This window comes from Mucilaginibacter sp. BGA-UO-ETr-C110, assembly GCF_059567985.1.
On the sequence record NZ_JCAQPB010000002.1, the window covers coordinates 853,648 to 877,054 of the forward strand.

Below are 23,407 nucleotides of genomic sequence, written 5' to 3' on the forward strand. Positions count from 1 at the left end.
CGTGATTGAATATCCGGATAGATCAAAGAAAAAAGAGGCTGATCATGATTGATGATACAGCCTCTTTTGATTAAATAGCATATTGATAATGCTGATCTACCAGAACTTTACATAAAGCGCGGTAAGCAGCAATAAGGTTACTATAATAAGTGCCAATGTAGATGGTTCCACCTTAAACATGGCTTTATCAAGTACAAAAGCTTTTGGATTGATCTTTGGTCCGGCAAAGCTTACCAAAACTATAGCAATAACCGTGAAGAGGAACGACAGGCCCATGCAGATCAAAAAGGGGATCTCATAACCACCATGCCCGTTCGGGAAAGCGGTATACAATAATGTTTCATGACCAAACAATCTTGGCGCGTAGTTATTAAACAATACCGACATCAGAAAACCGGTGATGATACCCACGATAGCGGCAGCGCCGGTAGTGCGTTTCCAGAAGAAGCCCAGTATGAATATGGCAAAGATACCCGGACTGATAAAGCCTGTATATTTTTGGATGAAAGTAAAGCCGCCTTCGCCACCAATGCCCAACAAGTCCTTCCAGGTTAGTAAAACAGATAGTAACATAGCCAGGGCGATAATGATTTTACCCATCTTCACCATGCCTTTTTCATCAGCATCTTTTTTGATGTATTTTTTGTAGATATCCATCGTAAATATGGTGGATATACTGTTTGCTTTGCCAGCCAGTGAAGCTACGATAGCCGCGGTTAAAGCCGCTATGGAAAGCCCTTTTAAACCACTTGGCAAAAATCCAAGCACTGCCGAATAGGCATTGTCAGCGTTTAAATGTCCGCCTGAATTCATCTCATTGTGTAAGCCGCCATTCTTATATAAAACATAGGCTGCTATGCCGGGCAGGATCACGATGATAGGCATGGCCAGTTTCATTAAACCTGCAAATAGTATCCCGGTACGAGCTGTTTTCAGGTCGGAGCCTAAAGCCCTTTGGGTGATGTATTGGTTACAGCCCCAATAATTTAAATTCACTATCCATTGCCCCGCAAAGTACATAGCGATACCCGGTAACAGCAGGTACTTATCAATATCAGCCTGCGACGCGTGCGGCCCTGGTTTGGCTAATATCATTTTAAAGTGCTCGGGCGAATCTTTCAACATCGCGGTAAAACCGGCTAAGGCATCTTTACCTAAACCAAAACGCTCGCTAACCAGCGTTAAAGCAATATAGGTGGTAGCCAGGCCGCCAATGACCAGTACCAAAACCTGTATCACATCGGTAAAGCCTATAACTTTCATACCACCTAAGGCAATAACCAGTGCGAAAGCAGAAAGCGCGATAATGATCCAGTGGAAAGTAACAGGATCGCCGCCGGCTAAGCTGTTGATGGCCAATGCACCCAGGAAGAGAATGGAGGTAAGGTTTACAAAAACATATAAAAACAGCCAGAAAATAGCCATGATCAAACTCACAGACTGATTATACCTGGTTTCCAGGAATTGTGGCATGGTAAATATCTTGTTTTTGAGATATACTGGGATAAACCATACGGCTACAATGATGAGCGCGATGGCGGCTATCCATTCGTATGCGGCTACGGCAATACCCACGGTAAAACCCTGGCCGCTGGCACCGATAAACTGCTCTGCAGAAATGTTAGAGGCTATCAGCGAGGCGCCGATGGCCCACCAGGTAAGTGAACCTTCGGCCAAAAAGAAATCGTGACTGCCGGAGATACTGGTTTTTTTCTTACGGCTGTATACCCAGTAACCATATCCGGCCACTACAAAAAAGTAGATGATGAATACGATATAATCAATAGTGGAGAATTTACTCATAATGTGGTTTAATTTTAATTGGGTTGATATGATTGATCTGGCGGCTTAAGAACCCATCGAATAGCCGCCAGATCAGTTTTTTTGATAGGGGATAATTATTTATAAGCTACCTCGTTCCACCTGATCTCGTTACGGAATTGGTCAATACGGGTATCTTTTCCAATGCGTAAAAATTCAATGCCCGCCATGTCGGCAAAATCCTGCAGATGCTCCGCGGTTAAATTCTGACTATAGGCAGTATGGTGAGCGCCACCGCCATATATCCATGCGGCACAACCGGTTTTCATATCAGGGTATGGTTTCCAAAGTACGCGGGCAACGGGTAGCTTAGGCAGGTCGTTCACAGGTTCAACAGCTTCCACTTCATTGATCAGTAAACGGAAACGGTTACCCATATCCACCAGCGCCGCATTAAGCGCGGGGCCGCCTGTTACATTAAATACCAGCCTTGCGGGATCGGCCTTGCCGCCTATACCTAAAGGATGAACTTCTAAAGCTGCTTTACCATTTGCCAAAGAAGCATCTACCTCCAGCATATGCGAGCCTAATACCAATGCATTATTGGGGTCGAAATGATAAGTGTAATCTTCCATAAAAGCGTTGCCGCCCTTTAATCCGGCTCCCATTACTTTAAAAGCACGTACCAGGGCTGTGGTTTTCCAATCTCCTTCGCCGGCAAAACCGTAACCATCAGCCATCAGGCGCTGGGCAGCAATACCTGGTAATTGTACCATACCATGCAGATCTTCAAATGTGTCCGAGAAACCTTTAAAGCCTCCATCGACTAAAAACTTGCGCAAACCTAATTCTATCTTTGCAGCTTCATAAACGGATGAATGCTTTTCGCCACCCTTTTTAAGCGAAGCATCCATGGTGTATGTAGTTTCATATTCATCGATCAATGTATTGATATCCGTGTCAGCTATCGCATTGATCACGGCTACCAGGTCGCCAATGCCATAAGTATTTACCGAGAAACCAAATTTTAACTCGGCCTCTACCTTGTCGCCATCGGTAACGGCAACAAAACGCATGTTGTCGCCAAAGCGGACAAACTTAGCACCCTGCCAATCGTACCAACCGGCTGCTGCACGTGTCCATGCTTCTATCTGACTTAAAACTTCGGGATCCTGCCAGTGCCCAACAACCACTTTGCGGTTAATGCGCATGCGCGATACCATAAAGCCGAACTCACGGTCGCCGTGGGCACTTTGGTTCAGGTTCATAAAATCCATGTCGATAGAGCTCCATGGGATATCGCGGTTATATTGGGTATGCAGGTGTAGCAGCGGCTTTTTCAGGATACTTAAACCCCGGATCCACATTTTGGCAGGGGAGAAGGTATGCATCCAGGTGATCACACCAATGCAATTTTCGGCCAGGTTTGCCTGTTGCAGCGTAGTGTATATTTCATCAGTGCTTTTTACAACGGGTTTGTAAACCACACGCACGGGGATTTTACCGGAACTGTCCAGCCCCGCTGTAATTTGCTGTGAATGCTCGGCTACCAGCCTTAATGTTTCTTCTCCGTACAGGTCCTGGCTCCCGGTAATGAACCAAACTTCAAATGTTTTCAGGTCGATCATTGTATAATTATTGTGTTATTGAATTAGTGATTGATATTTAATTGTTGTCCGTCGATAACCTGAGTAGGGCTGCACCATGTGCATTGATATTTTGTTGATAACCCTTTTTTATCTGACCGATATCTTGTTTTTTCCAGAGATTGCGCACCTTTACTTTGCCTTTAAGGCCAAGGGATGCAAAATCTACAGTCACCGGTTTTGGATTATCACCAATGTTAAATAAGGCTACATAGAGGTCTTTGCTACCCTGCACGTGCGAATACCAGACCATGGCGCCGTCTTTTTTATACAGTTGGCGCGGGTTTTCTCCCTTTTGATTAGCGCCAAGCACCTCATCGTTGGTAAATAGCTTCAGCTCCAGATCCCGGTTTTCGGGTAGGTTACCACCCAGCATCAGCGGCGAGCGATAGATACTCCAGAAGGTCATGTGGGTATAAAGCTCATCTTCGGTAAAACGGCTGTATCGTTCAACGCCAACCGGGCCGCGTTTGGATAGCTTACCGATCTGTATCATGTCGCAATCGGGCCAATGGCCGGGGCCGCCTACGCCTTCCCAGCTTTTGGCGTAATCAAACATATGCAGTACTTCTTTCCAGTTGTCCCAAAAGTCGTCGGCCATGCGCCACATATTGGCGTATTGGGTGGCATGAGCAGCTTGGTTAAGCGGCGTTTCGCCCGGTGAAAGACTTAAAACAATAGGCCTGCCACACTGATCGATGGCTTTTTTGTAGCCTTCAACTTCGGCCGCGCTGTAAGGGCGCGACAGGTCATCAACCTTAATAAAATCTACTCCCCATGATGCGTATAGTTCTAACAACGAATTCAGGTATTCCTGCGCGCCGGGCTTTTTCATGTCGAGCCCATACATGTGGTTCATCCAGGGGCATTGCGAGTTGGTATCTGCAACCATATCCGCAGTAATGCCATTGGTGCCTTTTACCGGTGATTTTGCCCATACCGCCTGTCTTGGGATGCCACGCATTACGTGGATGCCAAATTTTAATCCCTGCGCGTGCACATAATCGGCAAGTGATTTAAAGCCATTACCGCCCAATGCCGATGGAAACTTATTGGGTTGTGGTGTTAAACGTCCCCATTTGTCCATAGTTAACCAGGGGATGTATGAACCATCTTGTAGCCGTTTTTGAAAAGGGTTGCCAATATTGCTGCCCGGAGGGTTATCATACGACCATAAAAAATCGACCACAATATATTGCCATCCATACGGCTTTAAATATTTGGCCATATAATCGGTATTGGCTTTAACCTCATCCTCGTGAACAGCCGAGCCAAAACAGTTATAACTATTCCAGCCCATTGGCGGCGTAGCGGCAACTTTTGTTTGGGCCGATGTTTGAATGCTGAGCAGAATGCCTGCGGAAAATATAATTAAACAGGATAATTTCATGAGGTGTATTATTGACCGTAATAAGAATCGGGCCCGTGTTTGCGTTCGTAATGTTTTTTAATGAGCGACTCTTTTAAGCGGGGAGCATAATTATCTATTTGTTCCGTTAAATGGGCCATGTGCGCTACTGCCTCCAGAACTGCACTGTTGTAAACCGCCTTTTCGGCTGTTTTGCCCCAGGTAAAGGGGGCATGATTACCTACCAGTATCATTTCAACCTCTTGATGATCAAGGTCGTTTTCCTTAAAATGATTGATGATCTGGTGACCGGTTTGGTACTCATAATCGCCTGCTATCAGTTCATCACTCATGGGGGGGGCGCAGGGTACATCAACCGTTAAATGATCGGCATGCGTAGTGCCAAAAACCGGGATGCAGCGCTGCGCTTGTGCCCAGGCTGTGGCATAGGTAGAGTGGGTGTGTACAATCCCGTTAATACCATCCCAATGTTTATACAAAACAGCATGTGTTCTGGTGTCCGAAGAAGGGCGCAGGTCACCTTCAATGGTATTGCCATCAAAATCAACGATCACCATTTTTTCTGGTGTCAGCTCATCATAGGGTACGCCGCTGGGTTTGATAGCAAAAACACCGAGCTCCCTGTCTGCTGCGCTCACGTTGCCAAAGGTGAACAGTACCAGGCCTAATTTGGGTAACTGCATATTTGCCTCATAAGCTGTTTGCTTTATATGTTGATACTTGCTCATTTGATTAATTGTTTTGAAGTTCGGCTGCTGTGGTTTTGGCTGTTTGACTGGCTACAAACTCCCCGAGGCCTTTATATTGCTCATAGCGTTTGCTGTAAATAGCTACAAGGTCGGCATTGGGGTAATACTCCTCATCAAAACCGCGCCCCATGGCCGTCATAGCTTCTTCAACCGTAGGATATATACCGGCTACCACGGCGGCAAACATGGCTGCGCCCAGGGCACAGGTGTGTTTAAACTGGTGGATCCGGATAGGCATGCCCAGTACATCGGCCATCATCTGCATAACAAAAGGCGACTTTTTGGCCACGCCACCAATACCGATAATACCTTTTACCGGAATACCTTCGGAAATGAATCTGTCCACAATACTTTTTGCACCAAAGCAGGTGGCTTCTGCCAGGGCGCGAAAAACACGAGGTGCGTCGCTGCCTAAACTCAAACCGGTTATAGCTCCTTTCAATTCCTGGTTGGCATCAGGTGTACGGCGGCCGTTAAACCAGTCGACAGCAAGCTCGTTGGGCTCATCAACAGGGATTAAAGCCGCCTGCCTGCTCAGTTCGGGTATGATCAGATCGCTTAGCTCGGCTTTTAGAGCTTTGGCTGTAGCTTCGTCAATTATTTTTGATTGGGATAGCAAGTGATTAACAGGCCATGAAATTATATTTTTAAACCAGGCATAAGTATCGCCAAAGGCCGATTGCCCTGCTTCCAGACCTACCATCCCCGGAATAACTGAGCCATTTACCTGTCCGCATATACCGCGCACCAGTTTGCCCTGCATGTTGGCTGTTGGAGCAACCAATATATCGCAGGTAGATGTACCCATTACTTTGCTCAGGTAATAAGGTTCAATTTGCCCGCCTACTGCTCCCATGTGCGCATCAAAAGCGCCGGTCCCCACTACAACTTCAGTTGACAGGCCCAGGCGTTGCGCCCATTCGGCACTTAGCGTACCCGCGGCCTGGTCGGCAGTATAAGTATCTTTATATAGTTTATGCGTGAACCCTTTTAATAGCGGATCAAGCAACGAAAAGAAAACATCGGGAGGTAAACCATCAAATTCTTCGGCCCATAAGGCTTTATGCCCGGCAGAACAGCGCCCGCGTTTTATGGCTTTAACATCGGTGCCCCCGGTGAGTAAAAAAGGGATCCAGTCACAATGTTCCACCCAGGAGGCGGTCGCGTTTCTTACAGTCTCGTCAACTCTTAAAACGTGCAGCAGTTTGGCCCAAAACCACTCGGATGAGTAGATGCCACCCACATATTGCAGGTAATTGGTATCAAATAAAGCTGCGTGGACGTTGATCTCAGCAGCTTCTTTAACAGCCGTGTGGTCTTTCCAAAGCACAAACATGGCGTTCGGGTTATTTTCAAAACCGGGTGTTAAAGCCAATGGTGTACCATAAGCGTCAACCGCTACGGGAGTGGAGCCTGTGGTATCAACAGAAATACCTTTTATAGATGCAACAATATTGGCACCGCCTGCCTGAGCAATACAGTCTTTAATGGTGACCTCCAGGCCATCAATATAATCCTGCGGATGCTGCCTGAACTGGTTGATGCCCGGCTCGCAAAACAAGCCATCGCGCCAGCGCGGGTATTCATATACCGACGAAGCTATTTCTTCGCCATTTGAAGCATTTACTATAACGGAGCGTACAGAATCTGATCCGTAATCCACCCCAATCACTAATTGATCTTTGTTCATGTATTATTAGTGTTTAAATAACACTTATTTTGATTTGTATTACAATATGGCCAACCGGACTTTTTTTATTGCCTCTTTAACTGACTAATAGAAAAGACGAGCTGACGGAATTGCTGGTAAAATATTTATAACTGGTCATGTAATATTAATTGTTAATATAACACTAAAACAAAAGTATAAAAAGTTTTATACAAACAAAATTTAAAATGTTGTACTTAGCTATAAGCGCATCCGTAACAAAATTGTTAGGTGGCTTCGCTTATTTCCAGCGCTTTGATAATGGTATATAAAGTTTCATTAACAGGAGTAGGTACCTGGTACTTCTGGCCGAGCTCTATCACCGTTCCGGCAAAAAGTTCCACCTCACTTTTACGGCCAGCCTCAATATCTTGTAACATAGAAGTTTTCCCTTCGGGACCGAGCCCGTCAACTATCCGGGTAAATTCATCAATATCCTCCTGACCCAGAAAAATGCCCATCTGATGCGACAAGGTAACTACCTCTTCGGCGGCCATCAACATGAGTTTGCGGGCTTCTTTATTTTGCTGAAATTGCCCGTAGGGGGCCTTCAATACGGCTGATGCCTGGTTAATGCCGGTATTCATCATAAATTTAAACCAAAGGGCCTTGTACATATCTGCAGGAATGTGATTAGGTATAGCGGCCTTGTCAAATAACTCCTTTACTGCCTGTACCCGTTGTGAATCAGTGCTATCTTCCTTTTCGCCAAAAACTATCCGACCTGGATTAGAATAAGTAACTATGCTGCCTTCGCGAACGGCATCCATCCCAACGCCATAGGCAAAAAGTAAATGCTTCATCCCGATCTTTTCGCCGATCTGTTCTTCGCTGGATATACCATTGAGTAACGAAATGACGATGGTATCATCGTGCACAAATCCGCTAAGGTCGTTTATGGCCGAGGCAAGCTGAGGAGATTTAACCGCAACAATGATGAGATCGGCAGGGGGCTGAGAATGGTCGCCAGGCTGGACATAATTGAATTCATAGAGCTTCCCGTTAACCTTGATCCTTGAGTTTTGATAGTTTTTTATGCGTTCTGCTGAAGCGATGACCTTTACTAAGCTGGGGTTTATATCCTGTAGTTTGGCCGCGTACATACTGCCCATTGCACCAAGTCCTACGATATAAACATTATTGATATGATTTTTCACGATAAATAAGAAAGGATGATATAGTGGCCCAAGTTAGGCAACCCTGCAGATGTTTACCAATTTCTGCCCGGAATAATCTATTATTTACAGTTGGATGATCCTACTTTACTGAAATTTAGTCTGACCGTTCATCATAAAATAATCACTTCATAAGTGTCCTGGATACGCTTGTTTAGGATTTTGCCCCCATTTTCTTAGGATTTTACCCCTTCCTCCGCTGCCAATAACTTCAAATTTGTTGCAACCATTAAAACCAGATTATGAAAGAAAAGATATTTTATTAGGCCTCCGGGTAATGCGACTTAGCGCGATTGATGTTCCCAACGGTCAGGGATCGGAAACTAATTAAAGGTATGCCTATACCTTTTTAATAACCATACACCAACAAAATTTAAAACTTATTGAATTAAAATGGATAAAATTTACTCCTATAGCGACCAGGGTAAAGGCATCATAAAAAGGTGCTTTAAAAACTCCCTCGCAACCCTAATGATACTCGTCTTGTTTATTGGCAGTGCCTACGCTCAAACGCGGAAAATTACGGGTATTGTAAAAGACGGTAAAGGCGAAACTTTACCAGGGGTTAGCGTTAAACTAAAAGGTACTGCAAACGGTACGGTTACCGATGCGAAAGGTACTTATATGATCAGTGTGCCTGATAACAATGCCACGCTGGTGTTTTCCTATATCGGCTTTGTTACCCAGGAAAAAACAGCAGGCAATGCGCCGGTTGTAGATATTGTACTGGCAGAACAAAGCACCAGCCTTAACGACGTAGTGGTTGTAGGCTACGGAACCCAGAAAAAGGTTAACCTGATAGGTTCAGTAGCTACCATCAGCGCAAAAGATATCGAGAACCGACCGGTAACCAATGTGTCATCTGCTTTAACCGGACTAAGCGCCGGTGTATCGGTGATGCAAAGCTCCGGCAAGCCTGGTGCAGATGGTGCTACCATCCGGATCAGGGGCCTGGGTACCTTAAATAACAACAATGCCCTGGTAGTTATTGACGGTATACAGGGTACTTTAGATGCCGTAAACCCCGATGATATAGAAAGCATCTCTATTTTAAAGGATGCTGCAGCGGCTTCCATATATGGTTCGTTGGCTGCCAACGGCGTTATCCTGGTAACCACCAAAAAAGGAAGCAAAAATAAAACTACGGTAACTTATACCGGTATTGCCTCCAAAACCAATCCGAGCAGGATGCCTTCGTTCGTGTCTGATTATGTGCGGCACATGCAACTGGTCAATGAGGGTTACCAAAACCTGGGTCAAACTCCGGTTTATACCGCTGCTACCATAGCGCAATGGCAAAAAGCCGATGCTGATCCCAACGGTTTAAACACCATAGGTGTACCTAATTATATTGCTTATCCCAATACCAACTGGGCCAAAACAATTTTTCAGAATAACATATTACAGGATCACAACCTATCCATCAGCGGCGGTAATGAAACTACCCAGTTCCTGCTATCAGCTGGTTATACCGGTAACCCGGGTACCATGCAAAATACCGGATCAGACAAATACCAGTTCCGTGTGAATTTGCAGACCAAACCAACTAAGTTTTTAACCGTTGGTACGCAAACATTTGCCTCATTGCAAACTTTTGGCCTGGCAAATACCGGCAATGCTTTTAACTATTTATGGCAAACCACCCCTGGTGTTTATCCCTATTATAATGGTAAATATGGTTTTCCTTCGGCTCCGGAAGAGTCATCCACTGCGAATAATATCGCGAGTTATTTAACCACTACTGGCGGAAGCGATCAGGAATCGAGGATCAATACCACGTTTTTCGCTAATATCGACCTGTATAAAGGTTTAACCCTGGAAACCAAATTCAACTACCAGACTCGTTTTGAAGAGAACAATTCCTACCCCATTCCTTTTGAAAAATGGGATTTTTCGACCAATACCTTAAAACAAGCCGCCACCGCGCCATCGCAATTGAGCACTTATTATGATTTCAATAAGAATTACCTGATCACGCTCGATGCGGTTTTAAGATATAATACCACTATTGCTAAAGATCATACTATTGGGGCCTTAGTAGGTTATGACCAGTACGATTATAAATATTACTACTTCGATGCCACCAAATTAGGATTGATCGACCCCTCAATTACCACCCTAAACTCGGCAACAACACCAACAGCCGCAACCGGTGATGCTTATAATTATGCCTTACGATCATTCTTCGGGCGTTTGAACTACGACTATAAATCACGCTACCTGTTGGAGGCCGTATTCAGGTACGATGGATCGTCAAAATTTGCGCCTGCTAACCGCTGGGGCTTTTTCCCTGCCTTTGCCGCGGGCTGGCGTATCTCCGAAGAGCCTTTTATGCAAAACGTAAATGAATATGTAGGTAACCTAAAGCTGCGTGCTTCCTGGGGACAAACCGGTAATAACGTACTGAACTCTAATGCCGCTTTGGGTAATTATGATTACCTGGCGACTTACAATCCGACCGCTTATTCATACAACGGGGCTGCTGTAACGGGCCTGGCTCAAACAAAATTTGCCAATCAGAACCTGAAATGGGAAACTACCACTACCAGCAACATCGGTTTGGATGGAACCTTGTTTAAAGGGAAAATGAATTTTGAGATCGATGCCTATCGTAAATATACCACAGGTATCTTATTCACACCAACCATTCCATTAACCGTAGGTACGGCAACAGCGGCGACACAAAACATTGCCGAGGTATCAAACAAAGGTATTGAGGTTACCCTTGGCTATCGCGGCCAGGCTGGTGGTTTGAATTTTAGCGTATCGGGCAATTTTGCCTACAACTTTAACCGGGTCGAAAAATATAAAGGCACCTTGCAGGAAGGTTACACCACCGATGCCAGCGGAAATCGCGTTTATTCATCAAACATCGGCCAGGTTTCAAGCGGTGGTACTACAAGGGTTATCCAGGGGCATGCTATCAATGAGTATTATCTGTATCCGGTGTATAAAGGAAATGGAACCTATAATAATGCAGATGGTTCGGTGAATAAGAATGGCGGTCCTAAAGATGGTATGATCCGCACGCCACAGGATATGGCCTGGTTGCAAAGCATGATGAACGCCGGATACCAGTTTCAGCCAGCCAATGGCATCAGCAAAACCAAGATCTATTATGGCGACCTGATCTATGGCGATAGCAACGGCGACGGTATCTACGGCAATAGCTACGATGCTCAGCTTACCAATAAATCGTCAACACCAAAATACAATGCCGGTTTACAGTTCAATGTATCTTACAAAGGTTTTGACTGCTTTATGATATGGGCCGGAAGTTTTGGCATGTATTATTATTGGAACGATAGGGGCTATAACAATTCCATCGTTCAGTTGGGTTATGCAGTAAACAACCTGGTGGCGAATGATCACTATTATTATAATGATGCCAACCCATCAGACCCGGCCAATAATATTAACGGGCATTACCCACGCTTAAAAAATACATCCGATGCACAGAATAACTTAGCTAGCAATTTCTATTTGTACAATGCGTCCTACGTGAAATTGAAGAATGTTCAGTTAGGCTATACACTCCCAAAAAGCTTAACCCAGAAATGGTCTTTAAGTAAAATAAGGATCTATGTTGCAGCCGAGAATTTATTTACGATAACCAAGTATCCGGGACTTGATCCTGAAATAGGTGCGAGTGCTGGTTACCCAACCATGCGTCAATACTCTGTTGGTTTAAATGCTGCCTTTTAAGCTTAAATAAAAAACGATGAAAAAGATATTTATATTAATATTAACTGTGGCCATAGTAACGGGCTGCAAGAAAAACCTGCTCGATACATCGCCTTATTCTTCGGTTCCATCCACCAACATGTGGACAAACGATAATTTAACCGACCTGGGTGTTACCGGGGTATACCAGGCATTAAGATTAGGCGAAAACTCCGGTACCGATTCTGGTCTGGAGCTATATATGCTGGACCGTTTTGGTTTTACCGGCCAAACCCGCAATCTGGAATCCATGTTATCCGGTACCATAACTACCGGTAATGGAATTTACAGCAGTATATGGCAAAATTTGTATGAAGGTGTACAACGCTCCAATGATGCCATCAAAAACATACCCTTGAAATCGCCTTCCGATCCGGCAAAAAAAGCCCGTTATGTAGCAGAGTGTAAATTTTTGAGAGCCTATTTTTACCTGCGCTTAAACCAGCTATGGAAAGGTGTACCTATTTACCTGGAACCCTTTACTGCAGATCAGGCTATAAAAGCCAGGTCGTCCGAAACGGATGTATGGAATCAGGTAGTGGCCGATTTGACCGATGCCATCAACGAGCCGAGCCTGCCTTCTATCTACGCGGCCGGCGCGGGCAACTACGGCCATGTGACCAAAGGCGCGGCTTATGCGCTGCGTGGCAAAGCCTATATGTATTTACAAAAATGGGATCTGGCTGCGGCGGATTTCGCTATGGTAAAATCTGCCGGATATGCCCTGTTTGCTAATTATACCGCTTTGTTTAAAGCTGCAAATGAGCAATGCAGCGAAATGATATTTTCTATCCAGAACGTAGCTGTAGCCGGTGGCGGAACCACGGGATATGGTTCAACTACCCAATGGTTCTGCGGTACACGCTCATCTTTTGGTTCATGCTGGAATGATTACCTGGTATCGCCCAACCTAGTTGATCTTTATCAAAATCTGGATGGTTCGGCTTTTAACTGGGATTCGGTTTTACCAGGATATTCCGGCTTAACTCCGGCTCAGCGGGAAGTGTTTTTCTTAAGGAACAATCTTACCGATAAAGAAATAGCTGCCGCTACATCCCGGGGCGCCCAAATGAGCTTGTATTTACCAACGGGTAACGAGGCCCGGATATTGCAGGCATACACTAACCGCGACCCGCGTTTGGCCGCCAATGTGATCACTCCATATGCTACTTATAATGGGGTATTTGGTTCTATTAATGCCACGGTAACCGCACGCTGGCCATACCGGGGCGAGGCTGCTTTAGGTGGCGACCTGCGTACCGATACACAAAGCTATTTCTACTACCTGTACCGGAAATTCGTTTACGAGGGCAACGCCGAAATCGTAAACAGATCATACGGACCTACCGATTTTCCGCTGATCAGGTATGCGGATGTGCTGTTGATGTGGGCCGAGGCATTGAATGAGCAGGGCTTAACAGCCGATGCTGTAGCCAAAGTTAACGAGGTTAGGGCCAGGGCAGGTGTCGCTTTATTAAATTCAAGCACAGCTACCATGGTTGCCGGGCAGGCTGATCTGCGCGAGCGTATCAGGAATGAGCGCCGTGTAGAGTTCCCGAACGAAGGCATCAATTATTTTGATGAGCTCAGGTGGAAATCATGGAAAGATAAAGTGTTCTACACCGGTAATGGGGTAAAACAAGTTTGGGGTGCCAATGTGTATACCTATTCTTTCCAGGGCGATTATATCTATACCTGGCCCATCCCGCTGGTAGAAACACAAAGAAATCCCAACCTGAAACAAAATGCAGGTTGGACTAATTAAGCCGGTCTAAGTGGTTTTATGCTGGTTTAAGTGGTGTATAATGTATCCTGTCCGGTTCATCCGGGCAGGTGCATTGTACTTGTTTTAATGTATCTTGTAATACACATCCAATGAAAAAACTATTTTTATTAATTATCATCATCTTATCGGGACATATCATTTACGCCCAGGGATACAAAAAACTGGTTTGGGCCGATGAGTTCAATTACAAAGGTTTGCCCGACAAAAATAAGTGGACCTATGAAAATGGTTTCGTGCGTAACAACGAGCCCCAGTACTATACCATCAGCCGTTTGGAAAATTGCCGGGTTGAGGATGGTATGCTGGTAATAGAGACGCGTAAGGAGGAATATCCCAATGCTAAATACAAAGCCAGCTCGGAAAACTGGTTCGAAAAAGATCAGTTCGCGCATTATACCTCTGCAAGTTTGATCACCCAGGGCAAAGCCGATTGGCAGTACGGCAGGGTAGAGGTTCGTGCCAAAGTGCCTGGTGGGGCAGGTTCATGGCCCGCTATCTGGATGCTGGGTGCTAACCATGGCCAAACCAAATGGCCCGATTGCGGCGAGATCGACATTATGGAATACCTGGGCCGCGATCCATCAAAGGTTTATGGTACCGTGCATTATGCCGATTCGCTGGACAAAGACCAGCACCAGGGCGAAAGTCCGGCGGTAGGCGCACCTGCCGATGGTTTCCATATTTACGCCCTGGAATGGTACCCCGACCGGCTGGAATTTTATTATGACAACCTTAAATATATGGTTTTTGACATCAAAAAAGCACAGCAAAAACAAGGTAATATATTTCAGAAACGGTTTTATTTGTTGCTGAACCTTGCCTTAGGTCACCAGGGATCATGGGCAGGTCCGTTTAGCGACAATTTGCTGCCCTTAAAGTATTACGTTGATTATGTACGGGTTTATCAATAAAAAAGAGAGTCAAGCATTGAGCGTCAGGAATCAAGAAAAACACCCAGGTTGATCTTTATTCTTTGGCTTAAATCGGTAAATGATCTTGATTCTGGGTTCTTGACTCTTACTTCTAATCCTCTCTTTCTATCTTTTTATGAATAAATTACTATCGGGATATTTTTATCTCTTTTTTCTGGTGTTTGTTGGTACGGGTAATGCTATTGCGGGGGCCTTATCATTAGATGTGGCTCATCATATCGCGCGTTCGACTCACCCGACCATCGCTGCGCTCGGTCACCCTCTCTTCGCCTTTGGCGGAAAGAGGGGATTTAAAGAAAATAAAAGTTTTTCCTACCCTCTATGCGGCGAAGCCGGAGAGAGGGTCGTCCAGCGCAGCGCAGGCGGGGTGAGTCGAACCCGCGAAACCATCAGCTTTAACACCGGCTGGAAATTCCATCTGGCTTACGATGTACGCAAACAACCGGAAACTATCAATGTAACGTTACCCCATACCTGGAACGCGAAGGACGTATTATCCGGCAATGGCAATTATCAGAGGGAAAGCGGCATTTATGAAAAAAACTTTACGCTTGATCCCACCTGGAAAAACAAACGCCTGTTTTTATATTTTGAAGGCGCGAACTCCGTGGCAACCGTGTTAGTGAACAAGCATTTTGTTGCTGAACATAAAGGGGGCTATACAGCCTTTTGTGTAGAGATCACTGATTTTGTGAAGCCCGGCGAAGTAAACCAGGTAGAGGTGCAGGTGAGTAATGCATCCCGGACGGATGTATTGCCACTATGCGGCGATTTTAACGTGTATGGCGGAATTCACCGGCCTGTTTCCTTATTGGTTACGGCAAAGGATTGTATCTCGCCTTTAGATCATGCCTCGTCAGGCATTTATCTTACACCTCGTTCGGTATCTGAGCAGTTGGCCACGGTGAATATTTTAACCAAACTTTCGGTAACAGCTACAACTGGTTTAAAGATCAGGTCGGACGTTATTGATGCCCAACAACATGTTGTTGCTTCGGCCACAAACGTCGTAAGCAATAACCGGGATGCTACGCAAACCGTCAGCCTCCAAAAGCCACATTTGTGGAACGGAAAGGCTGATCCTTATTTATACACGGTACAGGTGAGTTTACTCAAAGGCGGGCAAGTGATCGATCAGGTGGTACAGCCTTTGGGTTTAAGATACTACCATGTAGATGCTGGCAAGGGTTTTACTTTGAATGGTAAATATCTTGATCTGCACGGCGTAGGTTTTCATGAAGATGTGGAAGGCAAGGGCTCGGCATTGGATACTGCAGATTATGATCAAGACATGCAATTGATCAAAGAGATTGGCGCTACCGCGCTCCGTTTAACGCATTATCCACATGGTAAATATTTTTATGACCTGTGCGACAGGAACGGCATGGTGGTATGGTCCGAGATCCCATTTGTTGGTCCCGGTGGTTATACCGGTGCCGGGTATCTGAAGAACCCGGAACTGGAACAGCAAGCCCGGCAGGTGCTGACCGAGATGATCCGCCAGAATTATAACCACCCATCGGTTTGTTTCTGGGGACTCTTCAACGAGTTGAAACTGGATCATGATGACCCTGTACCTTTTATAAAAGAATTGAACACCCTGGCTAAAAAAGAAGACCCAAGCCGGCCAACCACCTGCGCCACCTTTTTAGATAGCGACCGCTTTAATCAGGTATCCGATCTTATCGCCTGGAACAAATATTATGGCTGGTACGGTGGCGAATTTAAGGAGATAGGTGCCTGGGCTGATAAAACCCATCGCAACTATCCGCAAAAACCATTTGCCGTAAGTGAATATGGGGCAGGCGGTAGTCCGTTTAAACATACCGAGAATAATATTAAGCCGGATGCCGACGGAAAGTTCCACCCGGAAGAATGGCAAACGAGCTATCACGAAATGAACTGGTTGGAATTGAGCAAACGTCCATTTATCTGGGGCAAGTTTGTTTGGGCACTGGCCGATTTTGGCTCTTCTATCCGTACAGAAGGGGACACCTCCGGCATCAACGATAAAGGCCTGGTTACTTATGACCGGAAGGTGAAAAAAGATGCCTTTTATTTCTACAAAGCCAACTGGAACCCGGAACCCATGCTGTATATCACTGACCGCCGGAATGAGGTACGTACACAGCAGACCACAGTTATAAAAGTATACAGCACCGTGGCACATGTAAAACTAAAGGTTAACGGAAGCGCCATCGCCACCAGCGAGCCGGACGAGCTGCATATCATCCGCTGGGAGAATGTCGCATTACACAAAGGGAAAAACAAAATTGAAATTAGCGCCAACACCGACGGGAAAGTTTTACAGGACTCCTGTGAATGGATACTGGAAGATAAAAACGGGTTAACAAAGGGCAATTAATGGAGATGTTGGGCAAAAGCAACCAAATAAACCCCATGTCATTGCGAGGAGGTACGACGAAGCAATCTCGTAGCTATTCCATTAAACACATTTTGATGACTCAGAACTTTTATATGCCTAAAAATTTCGGTATATTTGTATATACAACGGCCCGGTTTCCTTTTTTTTAAGGGAACCGGGCCGTTGTGTTTAAGGAAATAAAGGCCCAAAAAACAACCGTTTTTTATTTAGTTATTTGATTTTCAATAAATTAATACTTTTTAAACCTTTCAAAACCCACCAAAAATTTGTTAAAAAGTGTTAAAATGGCGTTAAAACTTTGTTAAAATGGATAAAAATCAAGCTTTTTCAAGCTGTTTTGACTAAAAAAGTGTTAAAATTTAAGGTTTAAAAAGTTTTTGAATCAGCCGGCAAGCACATCGATGCTCTGACTCATTTGCAAAAAATTAACGACAGCCAGTACTTAAAGAAAATCGTTCTGATAATAAAAACTATTAATGTAACTGGAATTTTGTTAGTTTTATTTGACCGGTCAATCAAATGAAATTTACTATAACCATATTCCTGTTTTCCATAGGCTGTTACTCGGCTGCTTATAGTCAGCGTATCGCGTTTGAGAATTTGACGGTTGATAATGGCTTGTCGCAAAATTCGGTACTGGCCATAGTTCAGGATGGCCGGGGATTTATGTGGTACGGCACCCAGCATGGGCTTAACAAGTATAATACCCGCAGTTTCAAGATATACAAAAATGATCCTGCGGATAAATCAAGCCTTTCATCAGATTATATTACTGGTCTGTTGCTTGACTCACACAAGGCACTTTGGATAGGTACACGCAATGGACTAAACAAGTATAACCCCGAAACGGATAGTTTTGACAGGATTCTGTTAGGTACACCTTCACCAGCTAAGGGTAATCAAATTATCAGTTCGGTTTATCAGGACCGGCAAAAAAACGTCTGGGTATGGTCATCAAACGGCTTGCACATGCTGCCGGCCGGGAAACCAGGCAATTTCAGTTCGGTGGTCGTTCCTGATTCCGTTGCCGGTTTGTATGGAACCAATGTGCATACCATATACCAGGATCATGAGGGTGTGTACTGGCTAGGTTCGTCAGCCGGACTTACCAAAATGCAAAAACGAGGTAGCGGGTATACATATCAAATGTTCAGGCATAAGGAAAATAATCCCAATAGTCTGAGCGACAATTATGTGACCACCATTACCGAAGATCTGAAGCATAACTTATGGATCGGTACGGTGCATGGGGGTGTCAACCTTTATGATAAAAGCACCAACACCTGTATCCGGTTTTTGAGCAATAATGGTGTAAATGGCCCTGTGAATAATAACATACGGATACTGCAAACAGCCAGCTCCGGTAAAATATGGATCGGTACACAGGGTGGTTTAAGTATTCTTGATCCTGCAACAAAACAATTTTCATCCTATAAACATGATCCGGAGGATAAGAGTAGCCTGAGTCAGAATTCCATCTACAGTGTGTTCATGGATAACACCAATACGGTATGGATAGGTACTTATTGGGGAGGTATCAATATGGTATCCAGTAACAATACCACGTTTTTGACCTTTCAAACAACACGCTATCACTCCAATATCAATAACAATGTAGTGAGCGCAGTATGGGAAGATAATAAACATAACCTATGGATCGGTACCGAAGGGGGAGGACTAAATTATTTTGACCGTAAGGCCGATGTGGTAGTCACCTATCAAAATAAAGTAAACGACCCGACATCGCTTGGATCAGACCTGGTCAAGATGATATATATTGACAGGAGCGGAAATGTTTGGACAGGGACGCATGGCGGCGGCTTAAATCTGTTTAATCCGGTTACCCGTAATTTTAAGCGATATCTTTATAAGGAAAACGACCCGGTAACATTAGGTTCTGAAGTGTTAGGCATTTTGGAAGATTCGCGAAATAATTTCTGGGTTGGTACTCAAAACGGTTTGCTTGTTTTTAGGCGAAATAATACGGTACTACAGGCGGCTAACAATCCGGTTATTACTAAAATTGGCAAACGATCTGTCAAAACATTACAGGAAGATAAAGCAAGGAATATATGGATAGCGACAACTAATGGATTGTACTTATTAGATCATGTGCATGGTGGTTTAAAATTGTTCACTACTCGGGATGGCTTAAAATCCAACGATATCAATTGCATTTATCAGGACACGCAGGGCCATATCTGGGTGGGATCATATTATGGGGGACTGGCCAGGTACAATAACAGTCAGCAGAGATTTATCACGTATTCAGAAAAAGAAGGGCTGGCCAACAATAACGTGCAGAGTATTTTAGAGGATGCAAACCATAACCTTTGGATGGGTACTGGCAATGGTTTATCCAAATTCAATATCGCTTCGCAAACCTTTAAAAACTATAACAAAAGCGATGGCTTAGGGGGGAATACTTTTAATATTAATTCCTGTTTTAAAACCTTTGACGGTGAAATGCTTTTCGGAGGATATAATGGCTTAAGCAGTTTTTTTCCATCCAAAATTGAGGATAATAATATCGCACCACCTGTTATCATCACCGCTCTGAAATTATTTAATCAACCCGTCGGGATCAATCAGCCTGATGGAATATTAAAAAAAGATATCAGCCTGACCCCAAAAATAACCTTTACACATGCGCAAAATGTGTTCACTGTAGATTTTGCCGTGTTAAACTACATCAAGTCTGAAAAGAACAAATACGCCTATAAATTACAAGGCTTTGACAACGATTGGGTACATACCGATATCCCGTCGGCACCGTATACCAATCTTTCGCCGGGGGGGTATACGTTTTTAGCAAAAGGGGCTAATAATGATGGCGTGTGGGGGCGGGCCGCGGTTTTGCATATACAGGTGCTACCACCATTTTGGGAAACCATATGGGCCTGGTGTTTATATATATTGTTTATAGGCGGTTTGGTGTTTTTGATAGCCCGCTTTTTTATTCTCCGGTCGCTGTTACGCAGGGATAAGGAGCTTACCCAGTTAAAGCTGAATTTCTTTACCAACATCTCGCATGAGATCCGTACACACCTTTCTTTAATATTAGGGCCTTTGGAAAAATTAGTATTGTTCGGAAAGGAAGATGCCGAAAATACCAAACAATTGCAGATCATAAAGAAGAATTCCGATAGCCTGCTTCAACTGGTTAACGAACTGATGGATTTTCGCAAAGCCGAAAGCGGGAACCTAAAACTTCATGTGGCGGAATATAATATAGTAAACATCCTGCAGGAAATACTGACCTCGTTTTATGATAATTCCATATCAGGGAACATCACTACAGACCTGATCTCTTCCGCGGATGATATCAGGGTATATTTTGATAAAGAACAGTTAGAAAAGGTGTTTTACAATTTAATTTATAACGCTTTTAAGTTTACCAATTACGGAGGGCATATTGGTATTTTTATAGAAGAAAAGAAGGATGAAATTACCATTACAGTAACCGATAATGGTAAAGGTATAGCACCCGAAAATTTGAGTAATTTATTTGAGAACTATTTTCAGGAAAACGATCATGGAAAGCAGAATACGGGTTATGGTATCGGCCTGGCGCTGGCTAAAAGTATAGTCGAATTACATCAAGGCTCTATTACGGTGGAGAGTAAGTTATCATCCGAAGGTAACAAGACCGCTTTTGCGGTTAACTTGCGCAAGGGAACAGATCATTTTAGCCCTGAAGACCTGATCAGGCAACGGGTGGAGGATCCTTCGGTATTAGCGAAGCCTGTGGTAAGCTCCGATATGACTATAATTAGTCCCGTGATCGGTAGCAAACTTGCTGAAAGTAAAAAATACCTCGTTTTGTTGGTGGAGGATAACCCTGATGTACGAGCATTTATAAGTGGGTTTTTACAGGATCATTACGAGGTGATCACGGGTGATAACGGATTAAAAGGATGGGAATTAGCTGAAGAGAATATCCCGGATATCATCATTAGTGATGTGATGATGCCCGAAATGGATGGCTTTACTTTGTGCAATAAGCTAAAGGCAGATGAAAGGACAAATCACATCCCCATTATTCTTTTAACTGCCAGGGCCTCTGATTCAAGCCATGCCGAAGGTCTAAAAATGGGAGCGGATGTTTATTTGTCAAAGCCATTCAGTATCGAGATATTATTATTGCAGTTAAATAATCTTTTAACGGCCAGCGAAAGGATACGTCAAAGCTTCAATCGTCAGCTTAAACCTGTTCCCGAAAGTGAAGGAGAAATTGCTGTTCAACATGCAAACAACGATCAGAAGGTAAAAAAGCTGGTTGATTCTATTGATAACGATTTCCTGGGTAAAGTGATCAGGATCATAGAGGCAGATATTGATAATTTAGAGTTTGGAGTGCCAGAATTGGCAAAGGCGGTAGCTATGAGTCAACCGATATTGTATAAAAAGTTGAGTGCGCTCACAGGAATGTCTGTCAATGAATTTATTAAGTCCATCAAAATGAATAATGCGACCATACTTTTGCAAAGTAAACGATATACCATCAATGAGATAGCGTATATGGTCGGCTTCAGCGATCGTAAGTATTTTAGTAAGGAATTTAAAAAGCAGTATGGCAAAACTCCGAGTGAGTTTATAGAAGAGGCTTAAATGAAAAATGCCCCGGAACAAAGTCCGGGACATTTTTACTATTTAATTAAAAAAATAAATTACTCTTCTACTGTTGGAGCATCAGGTGCATTCTTTTTAACAGATTCAATGCCGTTGTCGCGACTGGCTACACTTTCATACATTTGGCTTTTGCCGATCACCTGACCGTTGGAGGCCTTCAAATTAAAGTAGAATTTTCCATTTTTGGAGTCTGCTCTTTCAAAATGCTTATCGTCAGGAGCGTTCTTTTTTACAGATTCGATACCATTATGCATAGCGGCGGCTGTAGTATACCCTTCGCTGGAAAGAATAACCTGACCATTAGTAGCTAAAAGGTTAAAATAATGTTGTCCGTCTTTACCTGTTTTAGTTGCAAATTTTCCCATGGTTGTAGATTTTTGATTTATACGAATATACATTTTTTTGGATAAATGAAATAAATCATAAAGCTTGTATTTAATAAAAAATGAACTAGTCTGCCAAGAAAACAGATATCATTGAATCATTAGAAGTATATTAATTTTGAGGTTACATGATGATTTCTTTAAGACCTTACACAGGGTTTAGTTTTTGAAATAATAAGCAGAATCGATTAATTCTTTATTTATTTTTTTTAAATTTAGATAATCATTACTGAACCTAAAATCTATTATTATGGAAGAACTCACTCAAGAGGTATCAACACAAACACAACCATTTCGACAAACCTGACAAAGGAAGCATCGAATGCAACAAAACAATTAAATCATCTGTTCGGGGAGTTTGTTCATCGATTAAGAAATATTTTAATATCATGGAAAACAAATTGAATGGCTGTTTTAAACCTATTGATATAGTATCTAGTCAAAACTGTTAAACTTGTAAACCAAATTTCAATTAGTTCGTTACAACTAAAATTATTTTAACATGAAAAAATTATTTGTATTATTATTCTCAGTATTATTAGTAAGTGCCAATACGTTTGCACAGACAACTGACGCTGCTGTAAAAAAAGCTAAAAAGAAAGCTGCTGACAAAACAGAAAAAGCAGCAGACAAAGCAAAAGCAACAGCCGACGACAAAGCCGATAAAGCTGCTGCAAAGGCAAAAGCCAAGGCCGATGCAAAAGCCGATAAAGCTGCCGCAAAGGCAAAAGACGCCAAGTCAAAAGCTGATGATAAAGTAGCAGCAGCAAAAGACACCAAAGCAAAGGCTGAGGATAAAGCTGATAAAGCCACTGCCAAAGCAAAAGACGCCAAGTCAAAAGCTGATGATAAAGTAGCAACAGCAAAAGACGCAAAAGCAAAAGCCGATGATAAAGCAGAAAAAGCTACTGCCAAAGCAAAAGATGCTAAAGATGAGGCTACCGCAGCTGTTAGCACTAAAAAAGCAAAAGCAACTAAAACTGTTACCGAAGCCGCAAATAAATCTGAAGATAAAGCCATTGGAAAAGACGACAAAGGCAGAACTATTTATTTAGGCCCAAGAGGAGGTAAGTATACTTTATCTCCAAGTGGCAACAAACAGTATATCAAAAAAACAGAATAATCTTTCTCAAGTAGAAAGGTTGATTCTTGAACCC

13 protein-coding genes are annotated in these 23,407 nt (G+C 43.6%); 6 read left to right on the forward strand and 7 right to left on the reverse strand.

Annotation, left to right across the window (positions count from 1 at the left end; translation table 11 throughout):
* Positions 1 to 96: 96 nt before the first annotated feature.
* The 6 genes from AC57BQ_RS05020 to AC57BQ_RS05045 form a co-directional block, all read right to left on the reverse strand.
* Positions 97 to 1,803: a sodium:solute symporter family transporter gene (locus AC57BQ_RS05020; RefSeq protein WP_496405221.1), complete on the reverse strand. Its 1,707-nt coding sequence runs from the start codon at positions 1,801 to 1,803 to the stop codon at positions 97 to 99.
* Between the two features lie 95 nt (positions 1,804 to 1,898).
* Positions 1,899 to 3,389, reverse strand: coding sequence for an L-arabinose isomerase (gene araA, locus AC57BQ_RS05025; protein ID WP_496405222.1), 1,491 nt, complete (start codon positions 3,387 to 3,389; stop codon positions 1,899 to 1,901).
* A 37-nt stretch (positions 3,390 to 3,426) separates the two neighbouring features.
* Positions 3,427 to 4,797, reverse strand: a complete 1,371-nt coding sequence (locus AC57BQ_RS05030) for a glycoside hydrolase family 27 protein (RefSeq protein ID WP_496405223.1) — start codon at positions 4,795 to 4,797, stop codon at positions 3,427 to 3,429.
* A gap of 8 nt (positions 4,798 to 4,805) precedes the next feature.
* Positions 4,806 to 5,504, reverse strand: a complete 699-nt coding sequence (locus AC57BQ_RS05035) for an L-ribulose-5-phosphate 4-epimerase (protein ID WP_496405224.1) — start codon at positions 5,502 to 5,504, stop codon at positions 4,806 to 4,808.
* A gap of 4 nt (positions 5,505 to 5,508) precedes the next feature.
* The gene (locus AC57BQ_RS05040; protein WP_496405225.1) at positions 5,509 to 7,215 is read right to left on the reverse strand and encodes a ribulokinase; all 1,707 of its coding nucleotides are present in this window, start codon (positions 7,213 to 7,215) and stop codon (positions 5,509 to 5,511) included.
* Positions 7,216 to 7,460: 245 nt separating this feature from the next.
* Positions 7,461 to 8,390 carry a ketopantoate reductase family protein gene (locus tag AC57BQ_RS05045; RefSeq protein WP_496405226.1) on the reverse strand — a complete coding sequence of 310 codons (930 nt, stop codon included), beginning with the start codon at positions 8,388 to 8,390 and terminating at the stop codon, positions 7,461 to 7,463.
* Positions 8,391 to 8,801: 411 nt separating this feature from the next.
* Here AC57BQ_RS05045 and AC57BQ_RS05050 point away from each other — a divergent pair, with 411 nt between their 5' ends.
* From AC57BQ_RS05050 to AC57BQ_RS05070, 5 genes are all read left to right on the forward strand, one after another.
* Positions 8,802 to 12,113: a SusC/RagA family TonB-linked outer membrane protein gene (locus AC57BQ_RS05050; protein ID WP_496405227.1), complete on the forward strand. Its 3,312-nt coding sequence runs from the start codon at positions 8,802 to 8,804 to the stop codon at positions 12,111 to 12,113.
* 16 nt (positions 12,114 to 12,129) lie between these two features.
* Entirely contained in the window at positions 12,130 to 13,896 is a 1,767-nt protein-coding gene (locus AC57BQ_RS05055) for a RagB/SusD family nutrient uptake outer membrane protein (RefSeq protein ID WP_496405228.1), read from the forward strand.
* Between the two features lie 110 nt (positions 13,897 to 14,006).
* Entirely contained in the window at positions 14,007 to 14,828 is an 822-nt protein-coding gene (locus AC57BQ_RS05060) for a glycoside hydrolase family 16 protein (protein WP_496405229.1), read from the forward strand.
* A gap of 136 nt (positions 14,829 to 14,964) precedes the next feature.
* The gene (locus AC57BQ_RS05065; RefSeq protein ID WP_496405230.1) at positions 14,965 to 17,214 is read left to right on the forward strand and encodes a glycoside hydrolase family 2 protein; all 2,250 of its coding nucleotides are present in this window, start codon (positions 14,965 to 14,967) and stop codon (positions 17,212 to 17,214) included.
* Between the two features lie 540 nt (positions 17,215 to 17,754).
* Positions 17,755 to 21,846, forward strand: a complete 4,092-nt coding sequence (locus AC57BQ_RS05070; RefSeq protein WP_496405231.1) for a hybrid sensor histidine kinase/response regulator transcription factor — start codon at positions 17,755 to 17,757, stop codon at positions 21,844 to 21,846.
* A gap of 59 nt (positions 21,847 to 21,905) precedes the next feature.
* Here the strand turns inward: AC57BQ_RS05070 and AC57BQ_RS05075 are convergent, their stop codons facing one another.
* Positions 21,906 to 22,232, reverse strand: a complete 327-nt coding sequence (locus tag AC57BQ_RS05075; protein ID WP_496405232.1) for a YegP family protein — start codon at positions 22,230 to 22,232, stop codon at positions 21,906 to 21,908.
* A 520-nt stretch (positions 22,233 to 22,752) separates the two neighbouring features.
* Between AC57BQ_RS05075 and AC57BQ_RS05080 the strand changes: the two genes are divergently transcribed.
* On the forward strand, positions 22,753 to 23,373 hold the full coding sequence (locus AC57BQ_RS05080) for a hypothetical protein (RefSeq protein ID WP_496405233.1): 621 nt from the start codon (positions 22,753 to 22,755) through the stop codon (positions 23,371 to 23,373).
* The last annotated feature ends 34 nt before the right edge of the window (positions 23,374 to 23,407 follow it).

Excerpts from the sequence above, each read along its gene's own strand:
- AC57BQ_RS05020 (WP_496405221.1), bottom strand. The coding sequence starts at position 1,803 with ATGAGTAAATTCTCCACTATTGATTATATCGTATTCATCATCTACTTT.
- araA (WP_496405222.1), bottom strand. The coding sequence starts at position 3,389 with ATGATCGACCTGAAAACATTTGAAGTTTGGTTCATTACCGGGAGCCAG.
- AC57BQ_RS05030 (WP_496405223.1), bottom strand. The coding sequence starts at position 4,797 with ATGAAATTATCCTGTTTAATTATATTTTCCGCAGGCATTCTGCTCAGC.
- AC57BQ_RS05035 (WP_496405224.1), bottom strand. The coding sequence starts at position 5,504 with ATGAGCAAGTATCAACATATAAAGCAAACAGCTTATGAGGCAAATATG.
- AC57BQ_RS05040 (WP_496405225.1), bottom strand. The coding sequence starts at position 7,215 with ATGAACAAAGATCAATTAGTGATTGGGGTGGATTACGGATCAGATTCT.
- AC57BQ_RS05050 (WP_496405227.1), top strand. The coding sequence starts at position 8,802 with ATGGATAAAATTTACTCCTATAGCGACCAGGGTAAAGGCATCATAAAA.
- AC57BQ_RS05055 (WP_496405228.1), top strand. The coding sequence starts at position 12,130 with ATGAAAAAGATATTTATATTAATATTAACTGTGGCCATAGTAACGGGC.
- AC57BQ_RS05060 (WP_496405229.1), top strand. The coding sequence starts at position 14,007 with ATGAAAAAACTATTTTTATTAATTATCATCATCTTATCGGGACATATC.
- AC57BQ_RS05065 (WP_496405230.1), top strand. The coding sequence starts at position 14,965 with ATGAATAAATTACTATCGGGATATTTTTATCTCTTTTTTCTGGTGTTT.
- AC57BQ_RS05070 (WP_496405231.1), top strand. The coding sequence starts at position 17,755 with ATGAAATTTACTATAACCATATTCCTGTTTTCCATAGGCTGTTACTCG.
- AC57BQ_RS05075 (WP_496405232.1), bottom strand. The coding sequence starts at position 22,232 with ATGGGAAAATTTGCAACTAAAACAGGTAAAGACGGACAACATTATTTT.
- AC57BQ_RS05080 (WP_496405233.1), top strand. The coding sequence starts at position 22,753 with ATGAAAAAATTATTTGTATTATTATTCTCAGTATTATTAGTAAGTGCC.